Below are 22399 nucleotides of genomic sequence, written 5' to 3' on the forward strand. Positions count from 1 at the left end.
ATCGTTGAGGGGGCTTACGTTCCGTAGCCGAGTCCGCTAGGCCTTGCGCATCATCAGCCAGAGGCTTATCAGGAAGAAGCTGGCGCTTGGCAACAGGGCGCCGATGATCGGCGGTATGCCGTACACCAGGGTCAGCGGGCCGAAAATCTGATCCAGCACGTAGAAGATAAAGCCGAAGCTAATCCCGGTCACCACCCTGACGCCCATCGGCACGCTACGCAGCGGGCCAAAGATAAACGACAGCGCCATCAGCATCATCACCGCCACCGACAGCGGCTGGAAGATTTTGCTCCACATATTGAGCTGGTAGCGTCCCGGATCCTGGCCGCTGGACTTCAGGTATTTCACATAGTTGTGCAGCCCGCTGATCGACAGCGCGTCCGGATCCAGGGCTACCACGCCGAGCTTGTCCGGCGTCAGGTTGGTTTTCCAGGTGCCGCTCACCATCTGCGACCCGGTCACCTGCTTCGGATCGGTCAGATCGGATTCATCCACCTGCGACAGGCGCCACACTTTATTCTCGCTATCGAATTTTGCCGAGGCGGCATAGCGCACCGACTGTAAACGACGCTCCGGGTTGAAGGCATAAATGCTGACGCCCCCCAGCTCATCGTTACCTTTTACCCGTTCGATATAGACAAAGTTATGGCCATCTTTCGCCCACAGTCCCTGCTGGGTGGAAAGCAGCGAACCGCCGTACATCTGCTGGGCGCGGTAGTTGCGCGCCATCTGTTCGCCCTGCGGCGCCACCCACTCGCCGATCGCCATGGTCAACAGCACCAGCGGGATCGCGGTTTTCATCACCGCCAGCGCCACCTGCAGCCGGGTGAAACCGGACGCCTGCATCACCACCAGCTCGCTGCGCTGGGCCAGCATCCCCAGCCCCAGCAGCGCGCCAAGCAGCGCCGCCATGGGGAAGAAGATCTGGATGTCTTTCGGCACGCTGAGGATGGTGTAGAGGCCAGCGCCCAGCGCATCGTAACTACCCTGCCCGGACTTTTTCAGCTGATCGACAAACTTGATAATGCCGGAGAGCGACACCAGCATGAACAGGGTCATCATGATGGTGTTGAAAATCGTCTTACCGATATAACGGTCAAGTACGCCAAACGCCTGCATCAGGCCGCTCCTTTATTAAAACGGGCGCGGAAGCGGCGCATCGGCACCGTGTCCCACAGGTTTAACAGCACCGCCAGCGCAAAATAGAGCAGGTTAATCGCCCACATCCAGATAGCCGGGTCCATTTTGCCTTTGCCGCCGTTCGACTTAATCGAGGTCTGCAGCAGGAAGAACACCAGGTAGAGCAGCATCGCCGGCAGCATTGACAGCACGCGGCCCTGGCGCGGGTTGACCACGCTGAGCGGCACCACCATCAGCGCCATAATGAAGACGGTCGCCACCAGCGTGAAGCGCCAGTGCAGTTCGGCGCGCGCACGATCGGTGTGGGTCTGCCACAGGGTGCGCATATCCATCTGTTCGGTGTCGTCCGGATCGGCGGCCACCGCCTGGTGGCCGATAATGGCCTGATAGTTATTGAAGTCGGTGATGCGGAAGTCGCGCAGCATCGCGGTGCCTTCAAAGCGGGTGCCCTTATTGAGGGTCACCACCTGCGAACCGTCTTTCTGCTGCGACAGCTCGCCGGAATCCGCCACCACCACGGAGGGGCGCGCGTTGCCTTTCGGGCGCAGCTGGGCAAGGAAGACGTCATGGAAGCGGTTGCCGTTGACGCTCTCGATAAACATGACCGCGTTACCATCGCTGGCCTGCTGGAACTGGCCCTGGGCCAGCGCGGCCATGCCGGGGTTGGCCTTGGCTTCCGCCAGCACTTCATCCTGATGGCGCGACGACCACGGCCCCGCCCACATCACGTTGACCGCCGCCACCGCGCCGGTGAACAGCGCGAGGATCATCGCCGCCTTGATCAATACGGCTTTACTCAGGCCGCAGGCGTGCATCACCGTAATTTCGCTTTCGGTGTACAGCTTGCCGAGGGTCATCAGCAGGCCAAGGAACAGACTTAACGGCAGGATAAGCTGCGCCATCTCCGGGATGCCGAGCCCCAGCAGCGAGAGCACCAGATTGGTTGGGATATCGCCATCCACCGCAGCGCCGAGGATCCTGACTAATTTCTGGCAAAAGAAAATCAGTAACAGGATGAATAGGATCGCCAACTGGCTTTTCAGCGTCTCACGAACCAGATATCTTATGATTATCACTATAAATACGCCCGTAAAAACCCGTTTTAGTGCAGGAAAATTGCTTGTTTCATGGCTTAAACGTCATTTATTCTCTTTGGTCGTCGAAAACGTCGCTAAGATTAAATGACTCATCGGTTCTGCATGTCAGGATCTTTTCTGACGAACCCAGGCCTTATTAACGTTAAGATTAACACGAAGTCACCGCAACAGCGGACATGAGTTACGAAAGCTTGCAATTATATACTCAATGGATTTCGAGTTGTAAGAAGGCAGCAGGGCTGTGGCCCCTGGCGCGCACAATGTGCCACGTCAGGGTAAGCAGGCGCAGCCGGCGCATCTGCAACTTGAAAGGCGACGAGTATAGCCGTAGCCACCACTGTTGTCTTTAAGATTCAGGAGCATAGTGCATGGAGTTCAGTGTAAAAAGCGGTAGCCCGGAGAAGCAGCGGAGCGCCTGTATCGTGGTCGGCGTCTTTGAACCACGTCGCCTCTCCCCCATCGCCGAACAACTCGATAAAATCAGCGACGGCTACATCAGCGCCCTGCTGCGTCGCGGCGAGCTGGAAGGCAAACCTGGCCAGACGTTATTGCTGCACCATGTGCCGAACATTCTGTCTGAGCGCATTCTGCTGATTGGCTGCGGCAAAGAGCGCGAACTGGATGAGCGTCAGTACAAGCAGGTCATCCAGAAAACCATCAATACCCTGAATGATACCGGTTCAATGGAGGCAGTCTGCTTCCTGACCGAGCTGCACGTCAAGGGTCGTAACAACTACTGGAAAGTTCGCCAGGCGGTGGAAACCGCCAAAGAGACGCTGTACAGCTTCGACCAGTTGAAGACCAACAAAAGCGAGCCGCGTCGCCCGCTGCGTAAAATGGTCTTTAACGTGCCGACCCGTCGCGAGCTGACCAGCGGCGAACGCGCCATTCAGCACGGGCTGGCGATCGCCGCCGGCATCAAAGCGGCGAAAGATCTCGGCAACATGCCGCCGAACATCTGTAACGCCGCCTATCTGGCCTCCCAGGCGCGCCAGCTGGCCGATACCTATAGCAAAAACGTTATCACCCGGGTGATCGGCGAACAGCAGATGCGCGAGCTGGGAATGAACGCCTACCTCGCCGTCGGCAACGGTTCGCAGAACGAGTCGCTGATGTCGGTCATCGAGTATAAAGGCAACCCGTCGGAAGACGCGCGCCCTATCGTGCTGGTCGGTAAAGGCCTGACCTTCGATTCCGGCGGTATCTCCATCAAGCCGGCCGAAGGCATGGACGAGATGAAGTACGACATGTGCGGCGCCGCGGCGGTGTACGGCGTGATGCGGATGGTTGCTGAGCTGCAGCTGCCGCTGAACGTGATCGGCGTGCTGGCGGGCTGTGAAAACATGCCTGGCGGTCGCGCTTATCGCCCGGGCGATGTTCTGACCACCATGTCCGGCCAGACGGTGGAAGTGCTCAACACCGACGCCGAAGGCCGTCTGGTGCTGTGCGACGTGCTGACCTACGTTGAGCGCTTCGAGCCGGAAGCGGTTATCGATGTCGCGACGCTGACCGGCGCCTGCGTGATTGCCCTCGGCCATCACATCACCGGCCTGATGTCGAACCATAACCCGCTGGCCCATGAGCTGATCGGCGCCTCTGAACTGGCGGGCGACCGCGCATGGCGTCTGCCGCTGGCCGACGAGTTCCAGGATCAGCTGGAATCCAACTTTGCCGATATGGCGAATATCGGCGGCCGTCCTGGCGGCGCGATCACCGCCGGCTGCTTCCTGTCGCGCTTCACCCGCAAGTACAATTGGGCGCACCTCGACATCGCCGGCACCGCCTGGCGATCCGGTAAGGCCAAAGGCGCCACCGGTCGTCCGGTCGCGCTGCTGTCGCAGTTCCTGCTCAATCGCGCGGGTTTTAACGGCGAAGAGTGATTGCCGTCTGATGCCCGGTGGCGCTACGCTTACCGGGCCTACGGAAAGATGCCGTTTGTAAGCCGGGTAAGCGTAGCGCCGCCCGGCTTTACATTTAAATCCACAACAAGAAGCCCCATATATGAAAAACGCAACGTTCTATCTTCTGGACAACGAAGACACCGTCGAAGGCCTGAGCGCCGTCGAGCAGCTGGTGTGTGACATTGCCGCAGAACGTTGGCGCAACGGCAAGCGCGTCCTGATCGCCTGTGAAGATGAGCAGCAGGCGATTCGTCTCGATGAGGCACTGTGGTCGCGACCACCGGAGAGCTTTGTGCCGCACAATCTGGCGGGCGAAGGCCCGCGAGGCGGCGCGCCGGTAGAGATTGCCTGGCCGCAAAAGCGCAACAGCAGCCCGCGGGACATTCTGATCAGCCTGCGGCTTAACTTTGCAGATTTTGCCACCGCTTTCACAGAAGTGATAGACTTTGTCCCTTACGAAGAAAATCTGAAACAACTGGCGCGCGAACGCTATAAGGCGTACCGCATGGCTGGTTTCAACCTGAACACGGCAACCTGGAAATAATGGAAAAGACATACAACCCACAAGATATCGAACAGCCGCTTTACGAGCACTGGGAAAAGCAGGGCTATTTCAAACCGAATGGTGATGAAAGCCAGGAGAGCTTCTGCATCATGATCCCGCCGCCGAACGTCACCGGCAGTTTGCATATGGGTCATGCCTTCCAGCAAACCATCATGGATACCATGATTCGCTACCAGCGCATGCAGGGCAAAAACACCCTGTGGCAGGCGGGGACCGACCACGCGGGTATCGCTACCCAGATGGTGGTTGAGCGTAAGATTGCCGCTGAAGAAGGGAAAACCCGTCACGACTACGGCCGCGATGCCTTTATCGACAAAATCTGGCAGTGGAAAGCGGAATCCGGCGGCACCATTACCCGTCAGATGCGCCGTCTCGGCAACTCCGTTGACTGGGAGCGCGAGCGCTTCACCATGGACGAAGGCCTTTCCAATGCCGTGAAAGAAGTCTTCGTTCGCCTGTACAAGGAAGACCTGATCTACCGCGGCAAACGCCTGGTTAACTGGGACCCGAAACTGCGCACCGCCATTTCCGACCTCGAAGTGGAAAACCGCGAATCGAAAGGCTCCATGTGGCATATCCGCTACCCGCTGGCCGATGGCGCGAAAACCGCTGACGGTAAAGACTACCTGGTGGTCGCCACCACCCGTCCGGAAACCCTGCTGGGCGATACCGGCGTGGCCGTTAACCCGGAAGATCCGCGTTACAAAGATCTGATTGGCAAATTCGTGGTGCTGCCGCTGGTTAACCGCCGCATCCCGATCGTGGGCGACGAACACGCCGACATGGAGAAAGGCACCGGCTGCGTGAAGATCACCCCGGCGCACGACTTTAACGACTACGAAGTGGGTCGTCGTCACCAGCTGCCGATGATCAACATCCTGACCTTTGACGGCGACATCCGCGAAAGCGCGGAAGTGTACGACACCAAAGGCAATGAATCCGACGTCTACTCCAGCGAGATCCCGGCGGAGTTCCAGAAACTGGAACGCTTCGCGGCGCGTAAAGCCGTCGTTGCGGCGGTTGACGCCCTCGGCCTGCTGGAAGAGATCAAACCGCACGACCTGACCGTGCCTTACGGCGACCGCGGCGGCGTGGTTATCGAACCGATGCTGACCGACCAGTGGTACGTGCGCGCGGACGTGCTGGCCAAGCCGGCGGTGGAAGCCGTTGAAAACGGCGACATTCAGTTCGTGCCGAAGCAGTACGAAAACATGTACTTCTCCTGGATGCGCGATATTCAGGACTGGTGTATCTCCCGTCAGCTGTGGTGGGGTCACCGCATCCCGGCATGGTATGACAACGACGGCAACGTTTACGTAGGCCGCACCGAAGACGAAGTACGCCAGGAAAATAACCTCGGCGCCGACGTGGCGCTGCGCCAGGACGAAGACGTGCTGGATACCTGGTTCTCCTCCGCGCTGTGGACCTTCTCCACTCTCGGCTGGCCGGAAAACACCGACGCCCTGCGTCAGTTCCACCCAACCAGCGTGATGGTGTCCGGCTTCGACATCATCTTCTTCTGGATCGCCCGCATGATCATGATGACCATGCACTTCATCAAAGATGAAAACGGTAAACCGCAGGTGCCGTTTAAGACCGTCTACATGACCGGTCTGATCCGCGATGACGAAGGCCAGAAGATGTCAAAATCCAAGGGTAACGTTATCGACCCGCTGGATATGGTTGACGGCATCACCCTGCCGGAGCTGCTGGAGAAACGTACCGGCAACATGATGCAGCCGCAGCTGGCGGAGAAAATTCGTAAGCGCACCGAGAAACAGTTCCCGAACGGCATCGAGCCGCACGGCACCGACGCCCTGCGCTTTACCCTGGCGGCGCTGGCCTCTACCGGCCGCGACATCAACTGGGATATGAAGCGTCTGGAAGGTTACCGTAACTTCTGTAACAAGCTGTGGAACGCCAGCCGCTTTGTGCTGATGAACACGGAAGATCAGGATTGCGGCTTCAACGGCGGCGAGAGGGTGCTCTCCCTGGCCGACCGCTGGATCCTTGCGGAATTCAACCACACCGTCAAAGCGTATCGCGAAGCGCTGGATAACTTCCGCTTCGATATCGCCGCCGGCATCCTGTATGAGTTCACCTGGAACCAGTTCTGCGACTGGTACCTGGAACTGACCAAGCCGGTGATGAACGGCGGCAGCGAAGCGGAACTGCGCGGCACTCGCCATACGCTGGTGACCGTGCTGGAAGGTCTGCTGCGCCTGGCGCATCCGATCATTCCGTTCATCACCGAGACCATCTGGCAGCGCGTGAAGGTCATCTGCGGGATCACCGCCGACACCATCATGCTGCAGCCGTTCCCGCAGTATGATGCCTCTCAGGTGGATGACGCGGCGCTGGCCGACACCGAATGGCTGAAGCAGGCGATCGTCGCCGTACGTAACATCCGTGCGGAAATGAACATCGCCCCGGGCAAACCGCTGGAACTGCTGCTGCGCGGCTGCAGCAAAGAGGCCGAGCGTCGCGTGAACGACAACCGCAGCTTCCTGCTGAATCTGGCGCGTCTGGAAAGCATTACCGTGCTGCCTGCCGATGATAAAGGTCCGGTCTCCGTGACCAAGATCGTCGACGGCGCCGAGCTGCTGATCCCGATGGCGGGCCTCATCAACAAAGAAGATGAGCTGGCGCGTCTGGCGAAAGAAGTGGCCAAAATCGAAGGCGAAATTGGCCGCATCGAAAGCAAGCTGGCTAACGAAGGCTTTGTCGCCCGCGCGCCGGAAGCGGTGATCGCCAAAGAGCGCGAGAAGCTGGAAGGCTACGCGGAAGCGAAAGCGAAGCTGATTGAGCAGCAGGCGGTGATCGCCGCGCTGTAATTGCTCGCGATAGAAAAAAGGCCGGAGCTTGCTCCGGCCTTTTTACATTACAGGAACGGCAGCATCGGAAAAAAACCGCCGCATAGTTTGTCAGATACCGTCGGCTGCGGTGGTGCCGCCGGCTGCAGATCGAGCGAATCGAACTCACCGACCATCGTCGTGTTTTCAGCAATATAGCGTAGCAAATCAATCTTGAACCAGGGATAGGCCAGCCCCAGCGTCAGCGGCGTGAGAAACGTCAACGCCAGTAAACGCGGAGCAAGACCGAAAAACGTCAGGGTGGAACGAAAATGAACGCTATCCCCCAGCACCAGGTTATTCATCGCGTGATTACGTAAAGCCACACGAAGGTATGCCATGGATAACACGATACCGATAGTGAGGAATATATATCCCCCTAATATCGCCCCAAGATGCCGCAATGCCATAAACAGTGCCGAACCCTCACTGCACAGACCAAACATACAGCCCGTCAGCAGTTGAGCGAATGCGGAAAATAAAAAGCCAATAAAAATGATGATAAACGGCAACAAAATCGCCGTTGCCCATAAAAAAATCACCACACAACGCTTAGTACTCACATAAATATTAAATTTATTTTTGCCTAAGGTTGCGCCTTTGCCGATGAGATCAAGCCAGTGGCTGTAAACCACACCGCTGGTTATTGCCATAATAACTAGCGCCAGCAAAAGCAGAACAACGATCCCCAGCAGCATGCTATTTAGGCCATTGTAAAAGAGCCGACTTCCCAGCATGGCGAACACCACCGCTGTTAGCACGTATATCAGCAAAGGTAAGCCGAGCATAATCCACCATCCGCGCAGCAGATGACACTGAACCCCAAAGCGAATATTCGCGAAAGAGGTCATCGTCGCATGGTAGCTGAACCCCTTAATTATCATTACCGGCAGCAGGATAAGAAATGCCAGCGTCTCCAGCCCTTCGCTACCGGGAGAGAAAATGGCAAGCGCTAAGCTGAGTAAAACCAGCACGACAAATATCAATAGCCAGCTGAGTAAAATCGTGATACCGCGCCCGTGATAGGCAAAGCGGGCGCCATTAACCTCCATATTCTCACAAAGATAACGGCGACTCCGTACCCATGCCCATGGAATAAATAACCCACAAGTTATTACAGAAAAAATAATATTAACCAGACAAATAATAAAATAGCGCCCGGCCTGACCATGAAAAACAAAAGAATGGCCAGAACGCTGCAATTGCCCTGAAATCATACTCATAAAAAAGTCGTCCTTGTACTTTAAACCATATATAAAAATAATAAATAATGCGCATCGGCATTAAGCGAGCAGAATATATTATTTTGAATTTTCCCGGCAATACATTTCACGCGCACCTTGCGCCTGTAAACGAATAATGGTATTAAAGAAATATATGGTTATTTAAGCTAAAATTGAGTGATTCTATGAATCTTGCCGCGCCACAGACCTTTACTTTACGCCGTATCGCGGTACAGGATAACGCTGCGATAGCGGCCGTCATCCGCCAGGTATCCGCAGAATATGGCCTGACCGCCGATAAAGGCTATACGGTCGCCGACCCGAATCTCGATGAACTGTATGAGCTGTACAGCCAGCCGGGCTCCGCATACTGGGTGGTGGAGAAAGAGGGTGAAGTGGTTGGCGGCGGCGGCGTCGCGCCGCTCGCCTGCAGCGAGCCGGATATCTGCGAGCTGCAGAAAATGTATTTCATGACCAGCGCCCGCGGCCAGGGGCTGGCGAAGAAGCTGGCGCTGCTGGCGCTGGACTACGCCCGCGAGCAAGGGTTTAAACGCTGCTATCTGGAAACCACCGCCTTCCTGACGGAGGCGATCGGCTTATATGAGCATCTTGGCTTCGAACATATTGACGGTCCGCTGGGCTGTACCGGCCACGTGGACTGCGAAGTGCGGATGTTGAAAACGCTGTAACGAATCACTACCCTGGGCCTCCCCGGTAGCCCGGCTAAGCGTAGCGCGAGCCGGGGTATGTCCCGGATGGCACCGCTTGCACCTTACCCGTGCTCGCGGTGCCGTTTTTTTGTCGGGTGGCGGCTAACGCCTTACCCGACCTACGGCCCGTACCATGGCGAGCTGAAGCTCTCAACGCTATCTCTCCCCCCATGGCTACTGAGACTGCCGGCGTGAGTGGCGACCGGGGCGACGGGAGCCGAACAGCGTGGGCTACGCCGCCGCCGGCACGCCGCTGTGAAAGCGGAACTCGGCCTCCGGACGAAGGATCAGCGCCGCTTCCGCCTCGCCGAGCTGGCGGACCCGTTCGCTGATATCTTCTCCGGCAATCTTCTGCGCCAGATCCAGGTAGTCCTGATAGTGACGCGCTTCCGAGCGCAGCAGCGACAGATAGAACTTCTGCAGATCGTCGTCCAGCCACGGCGCCAGCGCCGCAAAGCGCTCGCAGGAGCGGGCCTCGATATAGGCGCCGCAGATAAGCTTATCGATCAGCATCACCGGCTCATGTGAGCGCACCTCCCGTCGCATGCCGCGGGCATAGTTGCTGGCGGTGATTTTGACGTAGGGGATATCGCGCGCCAGCATCATCTCCCGCACCTGCCAGAAGTGATGCAGCTCCTCTTTAATCAGCAAAATCATGCTGTCCAGCAGTTGACGGCCCCACGGGTCGTCGGTCTGCGGCATGGCGCTTTTGTTGATCCGCTTATGCAGGGCGACAAAATCCGGCTCTGGCCCCCGGCGGTAGGTGAAGTCTTCATACGGCTTCAGGCAGGCCAGCAGCTCGTCGGCGTCGGCTTTATCCGCGACGTAGCGACGCACCAGCAGCATGGCGTTCTGCGCCGCTTTCAGTTCGCACACCATATGGTCGGTCAGCAGCAGCGGCAGGTTTTCCGGCTTGCGGGCTTCGTCAATCCACGCCTGCGGCGTCGGGCAGTGCAGGAAGTTGATAATCGGGGAGAGTATCTGCGGGTAATCCATGGAAGTTCCTTGCTATACGGCGGCTGGCGCCGCCGTATCCATCTACATCATCTGCGACTTAGTGACGAACACCATCGTCGTCTTCATCGACAAAATCTTCGTCATCCTCGCCGTCTTCTTCACCGTTCGGGTCCTCATAGTAGGTGCCCCAACCGTCATACTCGACGTCAAATTTTTCTGCCAGCGTCATCAGCTGTTCCACCTGGGCATCGATCAGTTCTGCGTTCAGGGCGCATTCGCTCAGAATATCGCAGCAGATGACCACTTCACCCTCTTCCACTTCCAGCTCTTCGGGCTCGGTCACTTCGTAGCCCAGCTTAAACGCTTCCACCGCGACTTTCTCCAGGGTTTCGAAATCGTCTGCAGAGAGGTGATGCTCAATCGTGTACAGTGCGTCCGGATCGCTGCCATCTTCCAGCAGCTCTTCGATAATCAGACGCGTCTCTTCACGCTGTTCTTCCAGGTGTTCCGGGTTTGCCATGGCTCGTTCCTCATAATGTGCGGCAGTTATCCCTATTGTCACATACCGCCGTCATTGCCTCCACTTCTCAGTGAAAGATTTCGATCACAGACTTGCAAATGAATATTCATACATATAAATTGAATTTTAATTCAATTAGTGGCCTATGCCAGGTGAGGGAACCATGTCTGCGTTTTACCAGAAGCATTTTTTAAAGTTACTCGATTTTACGCCTGCAGAAATCACCGCCCTGCTCGAGCTGGCGGCAAAGCTGAAAGCCGATAAGAAAAACGGTATCGAAGTCCAGAAACTGGCAGGGAAAAACATCGCGCTCATCTTCGAAAAAGACTCAACCCGTACACGATGCTCTTTCGAAGTTGCCGCATACGATCAGGGCGCCCGCGTGACCTACCTGGGGCCCAGCGGCAGCCAGATTGGCCATAAAGAGTCGATCAAGGACACCGCCCGCGTGCTCGGACGGATGTACGACGGCATTCAGTACCGCGGCCACGGCCAGGAAGTGGTGGAGACCCTGGCGCAATACGCCGGCGTGCCGGTGTGGAACGGCCTCACCAACGAGTTCCACCCTACCCAGCTGCTGGCGGACCTGCTGACCATGAAAGAGCACCTGCCGGGCAAAGCCTTTAACCAGATGACGCTGGTCTACGCCGGCGACGCGCGCAACAACATGGGTAATTCGATGCTGGAAGCCGCGGCGCTGACCGGTCTGGATCTGCGCCTGGTGGCGCCCTCGGCCTGCTGGCCGGAGGCCGCGCTGGTGGAAACCTGTACCGCGCAGGCCAAACAGCAGGGCGGCAACATCACCCTGACGGAAGATATCGCCGCGGGGGTGCAAGGCGCCGATTTTATCTATACCGACGTCTGGGTCTCAATGGGCGAGGCGAAGGAAAAATGGGCCGAACGTATCGCCCTGCTGCGCGACTATCAGGTTAACAGTGCGATGCTGGCGCTGACCGGCAACCCGCAGGTCAAATTCCTCCACTGCCTGCCGGCGTTCCATGATGACCAGACCACGCTGGGCAAACAGATGGCTGCCGATTACGGCCTGCACGGCGGCATGGAGGTGACTGACGAGGTGTTTGAGTCGGCGGTAAGCGTGGTCTTCGACCAGGCGGAAAACCGGATGCACACCATCAAAGCGGTGATGGTGGCGACGCTGAGCAAATAGTCCTTCGCTCGCCGTCAAATCCCGGATCGCTTGGCGCGTATCCGGGATACCGCTCGTCAGGACGCTTTGTCACGCCATCAGCATCTTCACCACCGCTTTGCGCACCTTCGCCGGGGCGCCCACGGCGCACAGCGGTTTATGCACTTCGCCGGGATAAAACACCACAAAGTCCCCTTCGTTAAGGATCACCGTTTGCTCCTGCGCCCCCTCCGCCAGGAAAGCGATGTCTTTCTCCGCCAGCCAGTCGGTCTGCGGCTCTCCTGCCGGCAGGGTGCTGAAGGTCATCCCCTCGCTGCCGCGGAGCACAATCTGGATATCGAGATAGCGGGCATGAAATTCCGCGCGACGCGCGGCCTGCGGCTCGGTGGTGTCTTCGGAAATCAGATAAAACAGGTTGTTGCCGTCGATATCATGTTTACCCAGCGGCGTCGCCTCGCTGACATGGGCGATAACGTGTTCGATAGCCTCGCGCAGCGCGGCAGGCAGCCATGGCTGCAGATGGTGGATATTGCCAATAATCATCGCTTACCTCAAATATAAAACAACATTTCATTTTTGCGTTTTATACCCCCATCGTCGCTGCCATACCAGTGCAGTTTCACGGTTCTTTGCGCTGGCGCACTTTTCTGCAGGCAAACGATTACCTGTTTGTGAATGAATCGCTTGATCGTCATAACGGTCTGCGTATAATGCCAGTCGTTTTGCCGGGAGGAAGCATGGCCAATTGCGTACGACATTCTGTCTTAGCGCGTCTCAATGCAGACGCTGGCCTGCCGTTTTTCTTTCCGTTGCTCATTGGATTCCCGAAGCCCCTTATTTAAGGGGCTTTTTTTTTGCCCAGGCGTCAGGAGATAAGCATGGCTAACCCGCTATATCAAAAACATATCATTTCCATAAACGATCTCAGCCGCGAAGACCTCGAACTGGTGCTGGCGACGGCGGCAAAGCTGAAAGCTAATCCACAACCCGAGCTGCTGAAGCATAAGGTTATCGCCAGCTGTTTCTTTGAAGCCTCGACCCGCACCCGCCTCTCTTTTGAAACCTCGATGCACCGCCTGGGGGCCAGCGTGGTCGGCTTCTCCGACAGCGCCAACACCTCGCTGGGCAAAAAAGGGGAAACGCTGGCGGATACCATCTCCGTCATCAGCACCTACGTTGACGCCATCGTGATGCGTCATCCGCAGGAGGGCGCCGCCCGTCTGGCGACCGAATTCTCCGGCGGCGTGCCGGTACTGAACGCCGGCGACGGCGCCAACCAGCACCCGACCCAGACCCTGCTCGACCTGTTCACCATTCAGGAGACCCAGGGCCGCCTCGAAAACCTCAACGTGGCGATGGTCGGCGATCTGAAGTATGGCCGTACCGTCCACTCCCTGACCCAGGCGCTGGCCAAATTCAGCGGCAACCGCTTCTACTTTATCGCCCCGGACGCGCTGGCCATGCCGCAGTACATCCTCGATATGCTGGATGAAAAAGGTATCGCCTGGAGCCTGCATAGCGCCATCGACGACGTGATGGCGGAAGTGGATATTCTGTACATGACCCGCGTGCAGAAAGAGCGTCTGGATCCGTCGGAATACGCCAACGTCAAAGCGCAGTTCGTCCTGCGCGCCGCCGACCTCGAAGGGGCGCGCGCCAATATGAAGGTGCTGCACCCGCTGCCGCGCATTGACGAAATCACCACCGATGTCGATAAAACGCCGCACGCCTGGTACTTCCAGCAGGCCGGTAACGGCATCTTCGCCCGCCAGGCGTTACTGGCACTGGTACTGAATAGCGAGCTGGCACTGTAAGGGGAAATGAGAGATGACACACGACAATAAACTGCAGGTAGAAGCGATCAAACGCGGCACCGTGATCGACCACATTCCGGCGCAGGTCGGCTTTAAGCTGCTCACCCTGTTCAAACTGACCGAAACCGACCAGCGCATCACCATCGGTCTGAACCTGCCCTCCGGCGAGATGGGCCGCAAAGATTTGATTAAAATTGAGAACACCTTCCTGACCGACGAGCAGGTTAACCAGCTGTCGCTGTACGCCCCGCAGGCGACGGTAAACCGCATTGATGATTACGAAGTGGTGGGCAAATCCCGCCCGAGCCTGCCGGATCGCATCGACAGCGTGCTGGTCTGCCCGAACAGCAACTGTATCAGCCACGCCGAACCGGTTTCTTCCAGTTTTGCAGTGAAAAAACGTGCTGATGACATCGCACTCAAATGTAAATACTGCGAAAAAGAGTTTTCTCATTATGTGGTGCTGGCCAACTAAATGCGGTTGGTATTGGTGGTAGGCCTCCCTATAATGGCTACCACCCTACGCTTCGTCCTTCAGGCGGCGTCTGCGCCCGGCGGCACAGCGCTTACCGCCTGGCGGCCACCTGAATGATTTTGCGTAACATTACTCAGTTCATCTGGAGATAACATGAGCAAAACTATTGCGACGGAAAATGCACCAGCAGCGATTGGCCCCTACGTTCAGGGCGTTGACCTGGGCAGCATGATCATCACCTCTGGCCAGATCCCGGTCGACCCGAAAACCGGCAGCGTTCCGGAAGACGTATCCGCGCAGGCGCGCCAGTCGCTGAACAACGTGAAAGCCATCGTTGAAGCCGCAGGCCTCACCGTCGGCGATATCGTCAAGACCACCGTTTTCGTCAAAGATCTCAACGATTTCGCTACCGTTAACGCCACATACGAAGCGTTCTTCACTGAGCACAACGCCACCTTCCCGGCGCGCTCCTGCGTTGAAGTGGCGCGTCTGCCGAAAGACGTGAAGATCGAGATCGAAGCCATCGCCGTGCGTCGCTGATCGCGAACTCCGGCATGAAAAAAGGCAGCCCGCAGGCTGCCTTTTTTACGGGGGTCATCCGCAAACCTTCCCCTCACTGCCAGCCGTAGCGGCGGCTGTAGAAGCCTTTGACCGTTTGGGTCAGCACCATATAGCCCGCCAGGATCGCCACCAGCCATGGGAAGTAGCTCAGCGGCAGGGCCTGCAGCTGCAGATAGCCCGCCAGCGGCGAGAACGGCAGCGCGATCCCCACCGCCATCACCACCAGGGTCATGGCGAACAGCGGCCAGGCGGCGCGGCTCTGGACGAACGGAATGCGCCGGGTGCGGATCATGTGCACGATCAGCGTTTGCGACAGCAGCCCTTCAATAAACCAGCCGGACTGGAACAGGGTCTGCATCTCCACGGTATTGGCGTGGAACACCCACCACATCAGGCCGAAGGTGAGGATATCGAAAATCGAGCTGATCGGGCCGAAGAAGACCATAAAGCGTCCGAGGTCGGCCGGGTTCCAGCGCTGCGGCTTGCGGATCTGTTCATCGTCGACATTATCGAACGGGATCGCCACCTGGGAGACATCGTAAAGCAGGTTCTGAATCAACAGGTGCAGCGGCAGCATCGGCAGAAACGGCAGGAAGGCGCTGGCCACCAGCACGCTGAAGACATTGCCGAAGTTGGAGCTGGCGGTCATTTTGATGTACTTAAGCATGTTGGCGAAAGTGCGGCGGCCTTCGATCACCCCCTCCTCCAGCACCATCAGGCTTTTCTCCAGCAGAATGATATCCGCCGCCTCGCGGGCGATATCCACCGCGCCGTCGACCGAGATGCCGATGTCCGCCGCGCGCAGCGCCGGGGCGTCGTTGATGCCGTCGCCCATAAAGCCCACCACGTGGCCTTCGCGTTTCAGCAGCGTCACGATGCGCTCCTTATGCAGCGGCGCCAGGCGGGCGAAGAGCGTGGTGCGTTTCGCTAGCGCCGCCAGCTCGTCGTCGCTCATGGCTTCAATCTGGCTGCCAATCACCACTTCGCCGGCATCCAGCCCCACTTCATGGCACACCTTCGCCGCCACCAGCTCGCTGTCGCCGGTGAGGATCTTCACCGTGATGCCGCTGGCTTTTAACGCTTTCAGCGCCGGGGCGGTGGTCTCTTTCGGCGGATCGAGGAAGGCGATGTAGCCTTCAAGGATCAGGTCCGACTCATCGGCGCGCTGGTAGTCGCCTTCGCGGGCCGGCAGGTACCTGGTCGCCACCGCCACCACCCGCAGCCCCTGTCGGTTGAGGGTGTCAGTGACCCGGCGGATGCGGCGCAGCATGGTGTCGTCCAGCGGCACGATATCGCCGTTGTAGCGCACCTGGGTTGAGACGTTGAGGATCTCCTGCAGCGCCCCTTTGCAGATCAGCTGATGCGCGGCGTCCTCCTCTTTCACCACCACCGACATGCGGCGGCGTTCGAAATCGAAGGGGATCTCATCCACTTTCTGCCAGCGCGCCGCCAGCCCGCGGGCGGCCTCCAGCTCAACGCCCTCCAGCACCGCGGTGTCGAGCAGATTTTTCAACCCGGTCTGGTAGTGGCTGTTCAGCCAGGCGGCATGCAGTACGCGCTCGCTGACCTTGCCGGAGACGTCGGTATGGTTCTCCAGCACAATCTTATCCTGAGTCAGGGTGCCGGTTTTATCGGTGCAGAGGATGTCCATCGCGCCAAAGTTCTGAATGGCGTCGAGGTGCTTCACGATGACCTTTTGCTTCGACAGCTTTACCGCCCCGCGCGCCAGCGTCGAGGTGACGATCATCGGCAGCATCTCCGGCGTCAGGCCGACCGCCACCGACAGCGCGAACAGCGCCGCCTCCCACCAGTCGCCTTTGGTGTAGCCATTGATCAGCAGCACCACAGGGGCCATCACCAGCATAAAGCGGATCAGCAGCATACTCACCCGGCTGATGCCTTTCTGGAAGGCGTTCGGTTCGCTCTCCTGCTCGCTGACGCGGCCGGCCAGTTGACCAAACCAGGTGTGGCCGCCGGTGGCGAAGACGATGGCCTGCGCCGAGCCGCTCACCACGTTGGTGCCCATAAAGCACAGGGTGTCGCACTCCAGCGGGTTCTGCTGCAGCGGATCGCGGCTGCGGGCCACTTTCTCCACCGGCAGCGATTCGCCGGTCAGCGAGGCCTGGGCGACGAACAGATCCCGCGCCTGCAGGATACGCAGGTCCGCCGGGATCATGTCCCCCGCCGACAGCCGGATGATATCGCCCGGCACCAGCTGGTCGATAGGCAGCTCCAGCCAGCGGCTCTCCCCCTGCTCGTTGACCACCCGCAGCACGGTGGCGGTATTGCTCACCATCGCCTTCAGCGCATCCGCCGCTTTGGTCGAGCGCGCCTCCTGGATGAAGTTGAGCAGCGTCGAGATCCCCACCATCAGGGCGATCACCCCGGCGGCGAACAGATCTTCGGTGGAATAGGAGACGATGCCCAGCACCGTCAGCAGCAGATTGAACGGGTTGCGGTAGCAGGTCCACAGATGCCCCCACCACGGCGAGGGCTTCTGCGCCGGGATCTGGTTGTCGCCGTGTTTAAGGATTTTCGCCGCCACTTCGCCTTCATTGAGCCCTTCAGGGTGGCTGTCAAAGGCGCGCCAGATCTCCTGGTCGTCCATCGCCGCCACGTCCAGGCACTGTTTGCCCAGCGACTCAGGAATGGGGCCGCTCGCCAGATGGCGGGCGTCCGGCAGCGGATCGCGCTGGACTAAACGGCGTGGTAGATGGCGGCTAAGCTGTGCGAACAGCTGCCGGGTATAATTTTTCAGCATAAACAGTCCCTCCGCGCTCGCGCAAGCGAACGCAGCGTTGCCGACGGGCGTAGCAAAACCTACCTGTCAGGCATGTTATTTTTATGGCAGGGACATCAAGGACGTCACTGCTTTACGCTTTCCGGTAAAGCAGTGTTAAACAGGCTTACCGGAAAGAAAGGTTGCTCCATCGAGGATGAGGAGTGGGATCGGGGTCCATAACTATCTCCGGTAAGTGAATTTAAACGGCGCGGATTATAGCGCCCTCGTTGAGGATTGTGTGGCAATAATGGCGATGATAAACCCGCGCAACTAAACCGAACGTAAACCAGACTTTGCTCATTGCGGTTTGGTTGAGTAGCATTAGGCTCACTTCTACCCACCCTGACGAGAATTCCGCATGCAGAACCGGCTGACCATCAAAGATATCGCGCGCTTAAGCGGCGTAGGGAAATCAACGGTATCCCGCGTCCTCAACAACGAGAGCGGGGTCAGCGAACGGACCCGCGAGCGCGTCGAAGCGGTGATGCAGCAGCACGGTTTCTCGCCCTCCCGCTCCGCCCGCGCCATGCGCGGCCAGAGCGATAAAGTGGTGGCGATTATCGTCACCCGTCTCGATTCGCTGTCGGAAAACCTCGCCGTGCAGACCATGCTGCCCGCCTTTTATGAGCAGGGTTACGACCCGATTATGATGGAGAGTCAGTTCTCCCCTGGGCTGGTGGAGGAGCATCTCGGCATGCTCGCCCGGCGTAATATTGACGGCGTGGTGCTGTTCGGTTTTACCGGCATCGACGAGGCGATGCTCGCTCCCTGGCGCGACACCCTGGTGCTGATGGCCCGCGACGCCCCCGGCTTCGCCTCGGTGTGCTATGACGACGAGGGGGCCATCACGCTGCTGATGCAGCGGCTCTACGAGCGCGGGCATCGCCACATCAGCTTCCTTGGCGTACCGCACAGCGACGTCACCACCGGCGAACGCCGCCATCTCGCCTACCTCGCCTTCTGTAAAAAGCATCGCCTGACGCCCACCGCCGCCCTGCCGGGGCTGGGCATGAAGCAGGGGTATGACACCGTCGCCAGCGTGCTGACGGCCGAGACCAGCGCCCTGGTGTGCGCCACCGATACCCTCGCCCTCGGCGCCAGCAAATATCTCCAGCAGCAGGGCCGCGATGCGCTGCAGCTCGCCAGCGTCGGCAGCACGCCGCTGATGAAGTTTCTCCACCCGGAAATATTGACCGTCGATCCTGGCTATGCCGAGTCCGGACGCCGGGCCGCCCGGCAGTTGATCGAGCAGATCGCCGGCAGCGTCGATCCCCGCCAGATCGTCATTCCCGCCGCCCTCAATTAATCTCGTTCGGGCGATTTATGTGATCGTCGCCGGGTTTCGGGAACGTTCCCATTTTGCAAATCAAGCGGAACGGTTAGGATGCCCTCAAGGTAAAAACGGCATCTCTCCCCTCTGTTTTTGAGGCTTCATCATGAGCAAAGTAAACCAGCAGGACATCGATAAACTGATCGAACTGGTGGGCGGGCGCGGCAATATCGCCACCGTCAGCCACTGTATTACCCGTTTGCGCTTTGTGCTGAACGACCCGGCCATCGCCAGACCAAAAGAGATTGAGCAGCTGCGCATGGTGAAGGGATGCTTCACTAACGCCGGTCAGTTCCAGGTGGTCATCGGCACCGAGGTGGGTGATTACTACAAGGCCCTGCTGGCGACCACCGGTCAGACTTCCGCCGATAAAGAGCAGGTCAAACAGGCCGCGCGGCAAAATATGAAGTGGCATGAGCAGCTGATCTCGCACTTCGCCGAGATCTTCTTCCCACTGCTGCCGGCGCTGATCAGCGGCGGTCTGATCCTCGGTTTCCGCAACGTCATCGGCGACTTACCCATGAGCAATGGCCAGACGCTGGCCCAGATGCACCCGTCGCTGAAAACCATCTATGACTTCCTGTGGCTGATTGGCGAGGCGATCTTCTTCTATCTGCCGGTGGGGATCTGCTGGTCGGCGGTGAAGAAGATGGGCGGTACGCCGATCCTTGGGATCGTCCTGGGCGTGACCCTGGTGTCCCCGCAGCTGATGAACGCCTATCTCCTCGGCCAGCAGGTGCCGGAGGTGTGGAACTTCGGCCTGTTTACCATTGCTAAAGTCGGCTACCAGGCGCAGGTCATCCCGGCCCTGCTGGCGGGCCTGACCTTAGGCTTTATCGAGACGCGCCTCAAGCGCATTGTGCCTGACTACCTCTATCTGGTCATTGTGCCGGTCTGCTCGCTGATCCTCGCGGTATTCCTCGCGCACGCCATTATCGGTCCGTTCGGCCGCCTGATCGGCGACGGCGTGGCCTTCGCAGTGCGCCATCTGTTAACCGGCAGCTTCGCGCCGATCGGCGCCGCGCTGTTTGGCTTCCTCTACGCGCCGCTGGTGATTACCGGCGTCCATCAGACCACCCTCGCCATCGATATGCAGATGATCCAGAGCATGGGCGGGACCCCGGTGTGGCCGCTGATTGCGCTGTCCAACATTGCCCAGGCGTCGGCGGTGGTCGGCATCATCATCGCCAGCCGCAAGCAGAATGAACGTGAAATCTCGGTACCGGCGGCGATCTCCGCCTATCTTGGGGTCACCGAGCCGGCAATGTACGGTATCAACCTGAAGTACCGCTTCCCAATGCTGTGCGCGATGATCGGCTCCGGCCTCGCCGGCCTGCTGTGCGGCCTGAACGGCGTGCTGGCGAACGGCATCGGCGTCGGCGGCCTGCCGGGGATCCTCTCCATCCAGCCGAGCTACTGGCAGGTGTACGCCATGGCGATGGCCATCGCGGTGGTGGTGCCGATTATCCTCACCACCGTGGTGTATCAGCGCAAGTACCGTCAGGGCACCTTGCAGATTGTCTAACTTCTTCTTTCGGGGCGCCTTTGGCGCCCCTCGTTGCAGCAGGAAAGTACTATGAATCATCTCCCCCACTGGTGGCAAAACGGCGTTATTTATCAAATCTATCCGAAGAGTTTTCAGGATACCACCGGCAGCGGCACCGGCGACCTGCGCGGCGTCACCTCCCGCCTCGACTATCTGCAAAAGCTTGGGGTCGACGCCATCTGGCTGACGCCGTTCTACGTTTCACCGCAGGTGGATAACGGCTACGACGTGGCAAACTACACCGCCATCGATCCCTCCTACGGCACGATGGCCGATTTTGACGCCCTGGTGGCGGAAGCGAAGGCCCGCGGGATCCGCATCGTGCTGGATATGGTGCTGAACCATACCTCGACCGAACACGAGTGGTTCCGTCAGTCGCTGAATAAGGAGAGCCCCTACCGTCAGTTCTATATCTGGCGCGACGGCGAACCGGACGCCCTGCCGAACAACTGGCGCTCCAAGTTTGGCGGCAACGCCTGGCAGTGGCATGCCGACAGCGGTCAGTATTATCTGCACCTGTTCGCCATTGAGCAGGCGGATCTCAACTGGGAGAACCCGGCGGTGCGCGCCGAGCTGAAAAAGGTCTGCGAATTCTGGGCCGACCGCGGCGTCGACGGCCTGCGCCTCGACGTGGTCAACCTGATCTCGAAGGATCAGGCCTTTCCCTGCGATGCGGACGGGGATGGCCGCCGCTTCTACACCGACGGCCCGCGGGTGCATGAGTTCCTGCAGGAGATGAGCCGCGATGTCTTCACGCCGCGTCATCTGATGACCGTCGGCGAGATGTCTTCCACCTCGCTGGAACACTGCCAGCAGTACGCCGCGCTGGACGGCCGCGAGCTGTCGATGACCTTTAACTTCCACCATTTAAAAGTCGATTATCCCGGTGGGGAGAAGTGGACCCTCGCCCGCCCGGACTATGTGGCGCTGAAGGCGCTGTTCCGCCACTGGCAGCAGGGGATGCACAACCAGGCGTGGAACGCGCTGTTCTGGTGTAATCACGATCAGCCGCGCATCGTCTCGCGCTTTGGCGACGAAGGCGAGTACCGGGTGCCGGCGGCGAAGATGCTGGCGATGGTGCTGCACGGCATGCAGGGCACGCCCTATATTTATCAGGGCGAAGAGATCGGCATGACCAATCCGCACTTCAACAGCATCAGCGATTATCGCGACGTCGAGAGCCACAATATGTTTATCGAACGTGCGGCGCAGGGGCAAAGTCCGGACGAACTGCTGGCGATCCTTGCCAGCAAGTCGCGCGACAACAGCCGCACGCCGATGCCGTGGCATGGTGGCGAGAACGGTGGCTTTAGCGATGGCGAACCGTGGATCGGCCTTGGCGATAACTACCAGGAGATCAACGTCGAGGCGGCGCTGGCGGACCCTGATTCGGTGTTTTATGCCTATCAGCAGCTGATTACGCTGCGTAAAACCCTGCCGCTGCTGACCTGGGGCGATTATCAGGATCTCCTGCCTGACCATCCGTCGCTGTGGTGCTATCGCCGTCAGTGGCAGGGACAAACGCTGGTGGTCGCCGCCAACCTGAGCCGCGACCTGCAGGCCTGGCAGCCTGAGGACGCCCCGGGCGAGTGGAAGATGATCATCAGCAACTATGCCGAGACCACGCCCCGCCCAACCGGGCTGACGCTGCGGCCGTTCGAAGCGGTATGGTGGCTGCAGGCGTAAGGTGTCCCCTGCCCTCCCGAAATGAGAAGGTCATGCCTGGCGCCGGTGGCGAACGCCAGGCATTTTTGCTTATTTGCCAGCCAGATAAATTTA

20 protein-coding genes are annotated in these 22399 nt (G+C 58.8%); 13 read left to right on the forward strand and 7 right to left on the reverse strand.

Annotated features, from left to right (window positions below; translation table 11 throughout):
* Positions 1–36: 36 nt before the first annotated feature.
* Positions 37–1119, reverse strand: coding sequence for an LPS export ABC transporter permease LptG (gene lptG, locus ABLX76_RS14660; protein WP_002886956.1), 1083 nt, complete (start codon positions 1117–1119; stop codon positions 37–39).
* A complete protein-coding gene (gene lptF, locus ABLX76_RS14665) occupies positions 1119–2216 on the reverse strand; it encodes an LPS export ABC transporter permease LptF (protein ID WP_023291773.1) in 1098 nt (365 codons plus the stop codon). Before lptF ends, lptG begins: the two co-directional genes overlap by 1 nt.
* A 389-nt stretch (positions 2217–2605) precedes the next feature.
* On the opposite strand from lptF, the gene pepA reads away from it, so the two are divergent.
* The 3 genes from pepA (at position 2606) to ABLX76_RS14680 (ending at position 7537) form a co-directional block, all read left to right on the forward strand.
* Positions 2606–4117, forward strand: coding sequence for a leucyl aminopeptidase (pepA, locus tag ABLX76_RS14670; RefSeq protein WP_004206531.1), 1512 nt, complete (start codon positions 2606–2608; stop codon positions 4115–4117).
* Between the two features lie 121 nt (positions 4118–4238).
* Positions 4239–4682, forward strand: coding sequence for a DNA polymerase III subunit chi (gene holC, locus ABLX76_RS14675; protein WP_048296514.1), 444 nt, complete (start codon positions 4239–4241; stop codon positions 4680–4682).
* Positions 4682–7537, forward strand: a complete 2856-nt coding sequence (locus ABLX76_RS14680) for a valine--tRNA ligase (RefSeq protein ID WP_044525210.1) — start codon at positions 4682–4684, stop codon at positions 7535–7537. Before holC ends, ABLX76_RS14680 begins: the two co-directional genes overlap by 1 nt.
* A gap of 47 nt (positions 7538–7584) precedes the next feature.
* On the opposite strand, the gene ABLX76_RS14685 is transcribed toward ABLX76_RS14680, so the two are convergent.
* On the reverse strand, positions 7585–8778 hold the full coding sequence (locus ABLX76_RS14685) for a DUF898 family protein (RefSeq protein ID WP_348874744.1): 1194 nt from the start codon (positions 8776–8778) through the stop codon (positions 7585–7587).
* A 185-nt stretch (positions 8779–8963) separates the two neighbouring features.
* On the opposite strand from ABLX76_RS14685, the gene ABLX76_RS14690 reads away from it, so the two are divergent.
* Positions 8964–9467, forward strand: a complete 504-nt coding sequence (locus tag ABLX76_RS14690) for a GNAT family N-acetyltransferase (RefSeq protein WP_032454663.1) — start codon at positions 8964–8966, stop codon at positions 9465–9467.
* 252 nt (positions 9468–9719) lie between these two features.
* On the opposite strand, the gene miaE is transcribed toward ABLX76_RS14690, so the two are convergent.
* Positions 9720–10484, reverse strand: a complete 765-nt coding sequence (gene miaE, locus ABLX76_RS14695; protein ID WP_023291769.1) for a tRNA isopentenyl-2-thiomethyl-A-37 hydroxylase MiaE — start codon at positions 10482–10484, stop codon at positions 9720–9722.
* Positions 10485–10542: 58 nt separating this feature from the next.
* Positions 10543–10965, reverse strand: coding sequence for a ribonuclease E inhibitor RraB (rraB, locus tag ABLX76_RS14700; RefSeq protein ID WP_023291768.1), 423 nt, complete (start codon positions 10963–10965; stop codon positions 10543–10545).
* A gap of 163 nt (positions 10966–11128) precedes the next feature.
* Between rraB and argF the strand changes: the two genes are divergently transcribed.
* Complete coding sequence (gene argF, locus ABLX76_RS14705) at positions 11129–12133, forward strand: ornithine carbamoyltransferase (RefSeq protein ID WP_348874747.1); 1005 nt, start codon at positions 11129–11131, stop codon at positions 12131–12133.
* A gap of 69 nt (positions 12134–12202) precedes the next feature.
* Here argF and ABLX76_RS14710 read toward each other — a convergent pair whose 3' ends face one another.
* Complete coding sequence (locus ABLX76_RS14710; protein WP_110243617.1) at positions 12203–12655, reverse strand: YhcH/YjgK/YiaL family protein; 453 nt, start codon at positions 12653–12655, stop codon at positions 12203–12205.
* 194 nt (positions 12656–12849) lie between these two features.
* On the opposite strand from ABLX76_RS14710, the gene ABLX76_RS14715 reads away from it, so the two are divergent.
* From ABLX76_RS14715 to ridA, 5 genes are all read left to right on the forward strand, one after another.
* A complete protein-coding gene (locus ABLX76_RS14715; protein ID WP_002886930.1) occupies positions 12850–12954 on the forward strand; it encodes a pyrBI operon leader peptide in 105 nt (34 codons plus the stop codon).
* A complete protein-coding gene (locus ABLX76_RS14720; protein WP_227650304.1) occupies positions 12929–12988 on the forward strand; it encodes a pyrBI operon leader peptide in 60 nt (19 codons plus the stop codon). Before ABLX76_RS14715 ends, ABLX76_RS14720 begins: the two co-directional genes overlap by 26 nt.
* A 2-nt stretch (positions 12989–12990) precedes the next feature.
* Positions 12991–13926: an aspartate carbamoyltransferase gene (gene pyrB / locus ABLX76_RS14725; protein WP_004206522.1), complete on the forward strand. Its 936-nt coding sequence runs from the start codon at positions 12991–12993 to the stop codon at positions 13924–13926.
* A 13-nt stretch (positions 13927–13939) separates the two neighbouring features.
* Positions 13940–14401 (forward strand): aspartate carbamoyltransferase regulatory subunit, encoded by a 462-nt coding sequence (gene pyrI / locus ABLX76_RS14730; protein WP_002886927.1) that lies wholly within the window; start codon positions 13940–13942, stop codon positions 14399–14401.
* 153 nt (positions 14402–14554) lie between these two features.
* Positions 14555–14941, forward strand: coding sequence for a 2-iminobutanoate/2-iminopropanoate deaminase (ridA, locus tag ABLX76_RS14735; RefSeq protein WP_002886926.1), 387 nt, complete (start codon positions 14555–14557; stop codon positions 14939–14941).
* 73 nt (positions 14942–15014) lie between these two features.
* Here the strand turns inward: ridA and mgtA are convergent, their stop codons facing one another.
* Positions 15015–17723, reverse strand: coding sequence for a magnesium-translocating P-type ATPase (gene mgtA, locus ABLX76_RS14740; RefSeq protein ID WP_348874749.1), 2709 nt, complete (start codon positions 17721–17723; stop codon positions 15015–15017).
* Positions 17724–18102: 379 nt separating this feature from the next.
* Here mgtA and treR point away from each other — a divergent pair, with 379 nt between their 5' ends.
* The 3 genes from treR (at position 18103) to treC (ending at position 22306) form a co-directional block, all read left to right on the forward strand.
* Positions 18103–19050, forward strand: coding sequence for a trehalose operon repressor TreR (gene treR, locus ABLX76_RS14745; RefSeq protein ID WP_004206520.1), 948 nt, complete (start codon positions 18103–18105; stop codon positions 19048–19050).
* A 130-nt stretch (positions 19051–19180) separates the two neighbouring features.
* Positions 19181–20599: a PTS trehalose transporter subunit IIBC gene (gene treB, locus ABLX76_RS14750; RefSeq protein ID WP_023291762.1), complete on the forward strand. Its 1419-nt coding sequence runs from the start codon at positions 19181–19183 to the stop codon at positions 20597–20599.
* Between the two features lie 51 nt (positions 20600–20650).
* Entirely contained in the window at positions 20651–22306 is a 1656-nt protein-coding gene (treC, locus tag ABLX76_RS14755; RefSeq protein WP_348874751.1) for an alpha,alpha-phosphotrehalase, read from the forward strand.
* The last annotated feature ends 93 nt before the right edge of the window (positions 22307–22399 follow it).

It is taken from the genome of Klebsiella sp. JB_Kp004 (assembly GCF_040065795.1).
In the GTDB taxonomy this organism is placed as follows: domain Bacteria; phylum Pseudomonadota; class Gammaproteobacteria; order Enterobacterales; family Enterobacteriaceae; genus Klebsiella; species Klebsiella quasipneumoniae.